Source organism: Brevibacillus sp. SAFN-007a, from assembly GCF_051967035.1.
Lineage (GTDB): Bacteria > Bacillota > Bacilli > Brevibacillales > Brevibacillaceae > Brevibacillus.
This window is the reverse complement of sequence record NZ_JBQCKK010000023.1, coordinates 38,025-45,996: the sequence shown is the minus strand read 5'-3', so window position 1 is coordinate 45,996 and position 7,972 is coordinate 38,025. Positions and strand designations below refer to the sequence as shown.

General features: G+C 44.5%; 6 protein-coding genes. 3 read left to right on the top strand and 3 right to left on the bottom strand.

Annotation, left to right across the window (positions count from 1 at the left end):
• Positions 1-466: 466 nt before the first annotated feature.
• Genes ACTHO6_RS18690 through ACTHO6_RS18680 form a run of 3 tightly spaced genes read left to right on the top strand, consistent with a single transcriptional unit; the run spans position 467 to position 5,136 of the window.
• Positions 467-1,510: a ComEC/Rec2 family competence protein gene (locus ACTHO6_RS18690; protein ID WP_440243198.1), complete on the top strand. Its 1,044-nt coding sequence runs from the start codon at positions 467-469 to the stop codon at positions 1,508-1,510.
• Positions 1,510-3,882, top strand: a complete 2,373-nt coding sequence (locus tag ACTHO6_RS18685; protein ID WP_440243196.1) for a ThiF family adenylyltransferase — start codon at positions 1,510-1,512, stop codon at positions 3,880-3,882. Before ACTHO6_RS18690 ends, ACTHO6_RS18685 begins: the two co-directional genes overlap by 1 nt.
• A 21-nt stretch (positions 3,883-3,903) precedes the next feature.
• On the top strand, positions 3,904-5,136 hold the full coding sequence (locus ACTHO6_RS18680; RefSeq protein WP_440243194.1) for a patatin-like phospholipase family protein: 1,233 nt from the start codon (positions 3,904-3,906) through the stop codon (positions 5,134-5,136).
• A gap of 209 nt (positions 5,137-5,345) precedes the next feature.
• Here ACTHO6_RS18680 and ACTHO6_RS18675 read toward each other — a convergent pair whose 3' ends face one another.
• From ACTHO6_RS18675 to istA, 3 genes are all read right to left on the bottom strand, one after another.
• A complete protein-coding gene (locus ACTHO6_RS18675) occupies positions 5,346-5,894 on the bottom strand; it encodes a site-specific integrase (protein WP_440243192.1) in 549 nt (182 codons plus the stop codon).
• 23 nt (positions 5,895-5,917) lie between these two features.
• A complete protein-coding gene (gene istB / locus ACTHO6_RS18670; protein ID WP_440243200.1) occupies positions 5,918-6,697 on the bottom strand; it encodes an IS21-like element helper ATPase IstB in 780 nt (259 codons plus the stop codon).
• A 167-nt stretch (positions 6,698-6,864) separates the two neighbouring features.
• Entirely contained in the window at positions 6,865-7,938 is a 1,074-nt protein-coding gene (istA, locus tag ACTHO6_RS18665) for an IS21 family transposase (RefSeq protein WP_440243190.1), read from the bottom strand.
• Between the last annotated feature and the right edge of the window lie 34 nt (positions 7,939-7,972).

The window sequence follows — 7,972 nt, the reverse complement described above, 5'->3', positions numbered from 1 at the left end:
CGCCTTTGAGGCGCTTGCTTGTAACATGCCCTTATAGGGCTAATGGAAGCCACCGGCTAAGCCGGTGGTTATGACTTTTTGTACTTGTATTAGATGCTGTTGTTAAAGGCAGAATTTTCAATTGCTCACATCATGCTCACATTCGGACTTTGATGGTTTAGTAAACGCATCCCTATTACAGCGCATTTTTACTTGGGTTATAGTCCTATTCATTTTGTCCCTCTTGAACTCGAAGTCACAGCGAATCTGTATTCGAGAAAAGTTTTGGATTGGGCTCAGAGTATTTATTTCTAACGGGAGGCTTATATTTTGTAGTAACAAGAACAAATGATTCATTTTCGATGGATGGTATGGTACAATTTACCTATACTAGTGGTCCTGCACCATTAAAAGGGGAATAAGAGAACGGTGCCCAAACAGATTGTAAACCGAATAAATTCAAATTTATTTAGGGAGGAATGAATCTATGTCAAACAAGGCCAAGGAAATTTTGATTCCAAACGAGCAAGGTGTTTTCCGAGTATGTTTCCTATATGTTGGGCAGGGGGACGCAACGCTACTTTCTATTCCTACCGACAGTGGTTACCAATTCATGTTAATCGACGCCAATAAGGACAAGAGTGCCGGAGGAATTGACTTATCCGCTTTATTACAAGACCTTACCGACGGTACTCTGCATTACTTTGTGAACACTCATCCTCACAAAGATCACCTTGATGGATTGAAAGAGATTGTCGAAAAGATAAATATTGAGGAAGTTTGGCACTCAGGTCATATACCAGCAGGCGATCATTGTGAGTATTACGAGCATTTTAAAGAAATAATTGACGGATTGGAAGCGGACAAAGTAAAGGAACTGCAAGGAACAAGGGAAGAACAGACCGTAGGAAAAGTAAGGTACAATGTTCTTTCTCCAGCGGAGTATGTGAAAGAAGAAATTAGTGGTGAGGATGCCGATACCCGCAACCGTAGAATTCACGAGCATTGCGCAGTTATTCGTTTCTTGTACGGTGAGGAAGAGAAACAAATCTTAATTACCGGTGACGCAGATTTAGTTGCTTGGCGTGATCATATTACTAATTATCATAAAGATCGTTTACAGTCGACTGTTTTAAGCGCGGTTCATCACGGTTCGCGGACCTTCTTTAAAAACGATAAGGATGACGAACCTTACCTCGATCATATTAAAGCCATTAACGCGAGTTATCTGGTAGTTAGCGCTCCAAAACAAGAAGAAAGCAAACACGATCATCCACATGACGACGCAATGGAGTTGTACCGGGAATACTTTGACGAGGAAGCAATCTTTCATTTGGGAGAAAACAGGGAATGCGTGATCGTTGATATTTATGAAAACGGAGACATATTGGTCCGAACTGATCAGGAATTGGTGGAAACTTACGGTTACAAAGACAATGAAGATGACGGTGAAAAAAAGAGCGAAAGTTCCCTTTTCGGAGGCGTTTATGTTCACACCAAACTTGACACAAAGCCAATGGGGGGTTGCTGATGAGTTGGTGGACTCATAACTCTCGTTGGTATTTGAGTGAACTCAGGGAACTTGAAAATAACCGGAATTATCGTATGCTTTCATTAGCAACGGAACGTACTCTCGTATCAAGCGGTAACATTATAGTACGAGCTGATAAGGTGTACAGCTTTCCAATATTGATTGTTTACCCCGATGCTACTCCTTACGTTCCTCCCGCCGTCTATTTACTTAAAGAACCGTTAAGCCAAGAGGAAACGAGAGAGTTTTCCAAAAGACCCCCATTGCAAATTGCGGCAATGATTCAAAATCGAATTAAAATTTATTATCACCGTCATCAAAATGTAGACGGTAGTTTGTGCATTTTGGAAGCGGACGATTTACACAGTGAAAGAGCAGAAATTGTCGGAGCGCGCGCTACCATCTCGCGAGTTCGTGACTGGTTTTTCGGAGTAGTCACGAATCGGTTTCCACCTGATAGTCGAGAAGTCGAATTGTTTTACCACTTCCCATATAGGGCTAATGGGATTGAACTATTGCTAAGCGAATCCTTTTTCGACGGCAACATAGTGGAAGGGCGCTTTTATTTTCAGCGTTCTCGTTTTCTTGACGCCCGGTTTTATTTTGGGTTAGGTATTTATGGAAAAAAATTGTCCGGAATAGAGGTGCCTTCTTTTGAAGCATTAAAACCAAATACCCTGCTCCTTCAGCGTGTATGGGACATTTCGGAGTTGGTAAGGCGTACAGAGGAAGTCATATCCGAAATAGAAAAAGGAGTTCTTATAGAAGGCTTTTGGTGGGATATCTCTGTTGAACCGCGTCCGTTTGCGAATATAGAAGAGTTTGCGGGGTTTTTGGAGCAATCCGGAACGGAAGGGCAAAAACGTTTGTTAGAAGCGATTCGGGACAAAGTCGCAAAGGGAGTGCAGCACATTTATTTGGGTCTCCGTTTTCCAGGCCGACGCGAAGCTTTTGATTGGGCGATGTTTCGGTTGGTGAAACCCGAAGGAGCCCCTGCCCTTTTAATACCAACAGAAGCTGAGCTAATGAATCAATTGAGAAAGTATCGTTTGGAAGCGGTGAAGACAGAAAAAGTTACCGAAGAATATTTTCATCTTCGGAACCGAGGTAGAGCGGATCGAAAAATACTTAAGGACAAAGGTATCGTGCTTTTTGGAGTCGGCGCAATTGGGTCAACCCTTGGGACCCATATGTCTAAAGCGGGTGTTGGGAATGTGCATTTAATCGACAAAGGGGAATTGCGAGCCCACAATGTTATCAGGCATGAGTGCAAATTAACGTCCGTTGGTTACGATAAAGCTACCGCAGTAGCGGTAACAATGGTAGAACACAATCCCTATGTTGATATAAGTGTAATTGACCGAGATGTCACAACTTTAAACGAAATCGAATTTTATTCAGTTTTTCCAGAAAAATTTGTCGGTGTATCAAGCATAGCAGACGATAATATTGAGGCTTGGATAAACGAGTTGGCTGTTCGGTCGAATCGTGAAATGTTTTATGTTCGGGCTTTAAGAGGAGCGAAAGCAGCTAGGATCTTCCGTGTTCGTCCTGGCAAAGACGCTTGTAAGGAATGTTTGGCAATTTACCACGCAGAAGGACACGCAGACTTTATTAAGGTCGAAGAAGATCCTGATCTTCCACTATTGACAAACGAATGCAACAACCCCGTTCGTCCGGGAAGCGCGGCTGATTTAGGTATTGTCTCTTCGATAACGGCAAGAATTGTACTAGACGCACTTCAAGGCAAGGAATCAGAGTTTAATCAATGGGTGTGGACCACAGAGGAATTGTCCGGGTTGAACCATGATCCAAATGTTCCTTTCACGCTTCATCAGCGGTTCCTACCTCCACATGTAAATTGCCGTTTATGCAAAAGTAATCCGATCAAGAGAATTTTGATAACACAAGAGGCTTATGAATCTGTGGTGTACGAATCACGTGAATCTGGGGACTTCGAAACGGGAGGTGTTATTGTTGGTTTTTACACAGGTGACGGTCGAGTTGTAGTCATGGACGCGTCTCCTCCCGGTCCTAATGCGGTTAGAAAAAAGGATTGGTTCGAAAGGGACGTTGAGTTTTGTCAAAAGTTTTTGGATGAAGCAGTTGAAAAAATGGGCAAAAGGGGATATTACATCGGAGAATGGCACTTTCATCCAACGGGAACAAACAAGCCGAGTCCGCAGGACTTCGCAAGCATGATGGAAATTGCGCTTCAGGACAATTATGAGACAGATACCCCCATCTGCCTAATTTTGTCCCCAGCACTCGAACTATCGTTCACAGTTCATTTCCCCAACGGCTTGCACGAAAGGGTGGACTTTGAAGTGATCACGCTGGAAGAAGCAAAACAGTTATTAATAAAAGAGTGAATTTGACTTGGAGGAAGGGGAATGACCAAGCAGAGGAAGTTAAAACTCGCATTCTCAGGCGGAGGTTTTCGGGCAATGTTTTATTGTCTTGGAGCCTACCGCCGTTTGGTTGAGTTGGGGTTACATTCTTTGGTTTCCGATATTAGTTCCGTTTCTGGGGGGAGCATCACGGCGGGGGCGATAATGACAGCGCTATCGGAAAGGGACTTTTTGGATATAAATGATTTCGATTGTAGAGTGACCGGGCCGTTGCGTAGGCTTGGGCAAATAAATGTCCGAGAGAAGATGCTTCGAAAAGCCTTCTTCCCGTCAATTACTAATTTACGCACATATCTTCGAATAGAATTACCTAGAACGAGATTGAGTCGATTGTTTCCAGAAACGCTTGACGAAGAATTTTTTCACGGCAAAAGAATGATTGAATTGCCCAAAGAGCCGGAATGGAGTTGCAATGCTACCTGTCTAAACACGATGAAAAGATTTCGGTTTAAAGTGACAGATATATACGGCAATCTGCTTGGTTCAAGCATGGACATAGAAGATATAACCGTTGCTTTTGCGGTGGCAGCCTCAGCAGCTTTTCCAATGATGTTTGCTCCGTTACGTATGGATAACCGGGGCAGACGTTATCACGATAAATATGGTTCAATGGTGTACCCAACTCCACCGGAAATTTTGTATTTAACCGACGGAGGAGTATATGACAATTTGGGCTCTGAGAATATTTTAAAGGAAGACTCACCGTTTGTGATTTTAGACGCGTCAGCAACGGCAACCCCATGGGAGAAAGCCTTTCAACCGGGCTTTAAGGATCTGAACGCCAGAATTTTGGAAACCACGCTTGAACAAAATGTTCTTTTACGTCGAAGACTGATTTATAAGCAATCCAACGGTATTCAGTTGCTTATAAACCGCCCCGTCTATCAGATTGTTGAGAGTGAAAAAAAATATCGGGAACTGAAAATACTGTTGCCGGAATACCCAACGAATCTTTCGGAAATCGAGGAATTGATCGGTGGACTCAGAACGGATTTAGATTCATTCCACGATGTTGAAATTGATACGTTGATCTGGTCTGGAGCAATTAGGATTGATTTGGCAGTTAAAACTCTTTTGCCAGAAATAGTTCCAGATGATAAGTGGTATCAGGTCCCTAGTTTTCCTGACTATCCAATGGACAAAGTTGTAAAAGTTTTAAAACGTGGGCAAAACAGAAAATATTTCGGCAAATTACATCGGTCATTACACACTTGATTTTTGGATTATGTGCCTTGTAGTGAAGAGCATGAAGTTTTCCGATTGGCGGGTGATGAGCATGTAGTATAACAGAATTAGTCCTGTTAAGTACAGGACTAATTCTGTTTAATGATTCTATTGACGTGAAGGGGTGAAGATCTTTTCAAGATCATTATTGGTTGCTATGCGTTGTATTTAGCTGCCCAAGGTTAAATTGTAAAATGTTACTAGCTTGAAATCCTGTCCTCTTTTACTTTTTCAATTATTCTTTGAATTCGTTCAGCTGCTTCTGCCTGTTTCCCTGGAATGATATGAGTATAAATATTGAGTGTTACACCAGGTTTGCTATGACCTAATCTGTCAGCTACGACTACAATATTTTCACCTTCTGCTAAAAGCAGGGAAGCGTGCGTATGTCGTAAATCGTGGAAGCGGATGTTACGTACGCCAGATTTTTTAATCATCTGCTTGAAGTTTCTCAATAAGTTTCTAGGTTCTACTGGTGTACCTTTTAATGTAGAAACAACGAGATCGTTATTAGAATATCCGCTACCCATCATTTCCTGAGTTTTAAGTTGGTTGTGATAGTGGTTTTTCAATTGATTAACTACAACCTCAGGAATGGTTATTTCACGTTTTGATTTTGGTGTTTTCGGTTTATTTTCGTATAGACCCGCTGCTTTAGTCCTTGAAATTGTTTGCCTAATGTCAAGATCAAAAGAAAGCTCCTCAAAAAAATCAATCGAAAATTCCTCAGTAAGAGAATTATTATACACCCCTTAGGGGGCGGAAACATGAACTACTCCTTTGGGTCTTCATGCCCTTCTGGTCGGAAGAAACCCGCCTTTTTCTTTTCCTTGATGCGGTAACTTTCCCCTTTGATGTTGATGGTGGTGGAATGATGCAGTAAACGATCCAGGATGGCTGTGGCCAGTACAGAGTCCCCGAAGATCTCTCCCCACGAAACATACGACTTGTTGGAAGTTAGGATGATGGAGCCGGTCTCGTATCGTTCAGAGATGATTTGGAAGAAGAAATGGGCTGCCGGTTCGTCCATCTTGCGATAGCCGATCTCATCGATGATCAACAGACGCGGCTTGGTGTACATGCGAATTTTCTGTTTGATCGTATGGTTCTGGTCAGCCTGCTGAAGCGTTTGGACCAGGTCATGGGCGGTTGTAAAGTACACGGTATACCGCTGCTTAATCGCCTCCAAAGCCAGTGCAACGGCTAAATGTGTTTTCCCCACACCGGGCGGGCCAAGGAAAATGAGATTCTCCTGGTGCTCGATAAACCGAAGGGTCGCCAGATCCCGGATTCGTCGTTCATCGATGGATGGTTGAAACCGAAAGTCGAACTGATCCAAGGTCTTGTGAAAGGGCAAATTGGCCAGGCGTGTCCGGGTTCGGACATACCGATCCCATTTCGCCGCCAGTTCTTCTTGTAAAAGCTTGTCCAGAAATTCCAGATACGATATATTGTGTTTGGAAGCTTCTTCGGCGTGGTAGTGAAGCACCTCGGGAATGCGAGACCATCCGAACTGGCGGAACGCGTCTTCAAGACGTTCTTTCAGCCCGATCATTGGAGCTTCACCGCCTCGTCGAGGAATTGTTCATACACAGATAAGTCTCGTTCATGCACTTCAGGGGCTGGTTGGTCAACAAGTTTGGGCATAGGGGAGTAAGCTCGGTGTTGACCGGTTGGGCGCAGTCCTTCGAAGTGCTTTTTGTTGATGACCAGCTGCCCTTATTGGACGGCCTTGGGATGTTCAGCGATGAGGATGTCTCCACTGTAAATCCGGATGCGTCCGTTCTTGTCGTCTTGGACATGTACGATGTGACCCATAAAACGGAAGGGAACGGAGTATCGGTTGGCCTCAAACGATACCAGGCAGTCCGCCGATACCTTCCGGGCATGACGGTCGACGACCGCAAACGGTGTTGGGTTCATGAGTTTCAGCTTTTCCTCTTGCCAGCGGTCAACCGGCCTGACGTGCGTGGTTCCATGAATCCTCACGTTAGCTACTTGATTCAACCACTCGCGTGCTTGGCGATTCAGATCGTCCAATCCGGTAAATGCCCGAACGCGCGGCCAAAAGTTCTTGCGAACATAGCCAATTCCGTTTTCGACCTTTCCTTTAGTGCGAGCGCGATAGGGCTGGCAGCTCGTAAGAAGGAAGCCGTGGTGGCTGGCAAATCGGGAAAAACGCTCATTCCAGACGGGATGGCCCTGTTCATCTCTGTCTTTCACGACTGTCTTCATGTTGTCGTACAGTATTACCTCCGTACACCCTCCCAAATATTCAAAAGCCCGCTGGTGGCAGTTGATAAGCGTGTCTAACTTCTCGTCTTCGGTGAACTCCAGATACATCATGCGGGAATAGCCTAGGACCATGACAAACGCATAGAGCCGTTTTGGTTTGCCGTGCCAGTCTACCGTAAACCGTCCCCAGTCTACCTGGGACTGGTATCCAGGATCCGTTTCAAATCGGACGGTGGTTTTGCTGATGACGGTGGGCCGGAACGGTTTCATGAAGACTCGCAGAGTGGTAATCCCACCGGTATACCCTTTTGCCTTGATTTCTTCCAGGATAACTCTGGCATTCAGGCAACCTTCCTCCATTCGGCGGCGAACGTAATCCTTGAACGGATCCAGCTTGCCGAGACGAATGACCTTTCGCTGATAGGATTCAGGTTCCTTCTTGTTCAGCCACTTACGAATGGTTTTTCGATCCCTCCCCATTTCCTGTGCGATCCGAGTAATACTCATGCCACGTTTTCTCATCTCGTGAATCATGTAAAACTCCCCATTCTTTACCATGATTTCTCTCTCCTCCAAGGAGAGAGTTTGCGAT

What these genes read in the sequence shown, in the direction of transcription:
- ACTHO6_RS18690 (WP_440243198.1), top strand. Translation starts at nt 467, where the DNA reads ATGTCAAACAAGGCCAAGGAAATTTTGATTCCAAACGAGCAAGGTGTT.
- ACTHO6_RS18685 (WP_440243196.1), top strand. Translation starts at nt 1,510, where the DNA reads ATGAGTTGGTGGACTCATAACTCTCGTTGGTATTTGAGTGAACTCAGG.
- ACTHO6_RS18680 (WP_440243194.1), top strand. Translation starts at nt 3,904, where the DNA reads ATGACCAAGCAGAGGAAGTTAAAACTCGCATTCTCAGGCGGAGGTTTT.
- istA (WP_440243190.1), bottom strand. Translation starts at nt 7,938, where the DNA reads ATGGTAAAGAATGGGGAGTTTTACATGATTCACGAGATGAGAAAACGT.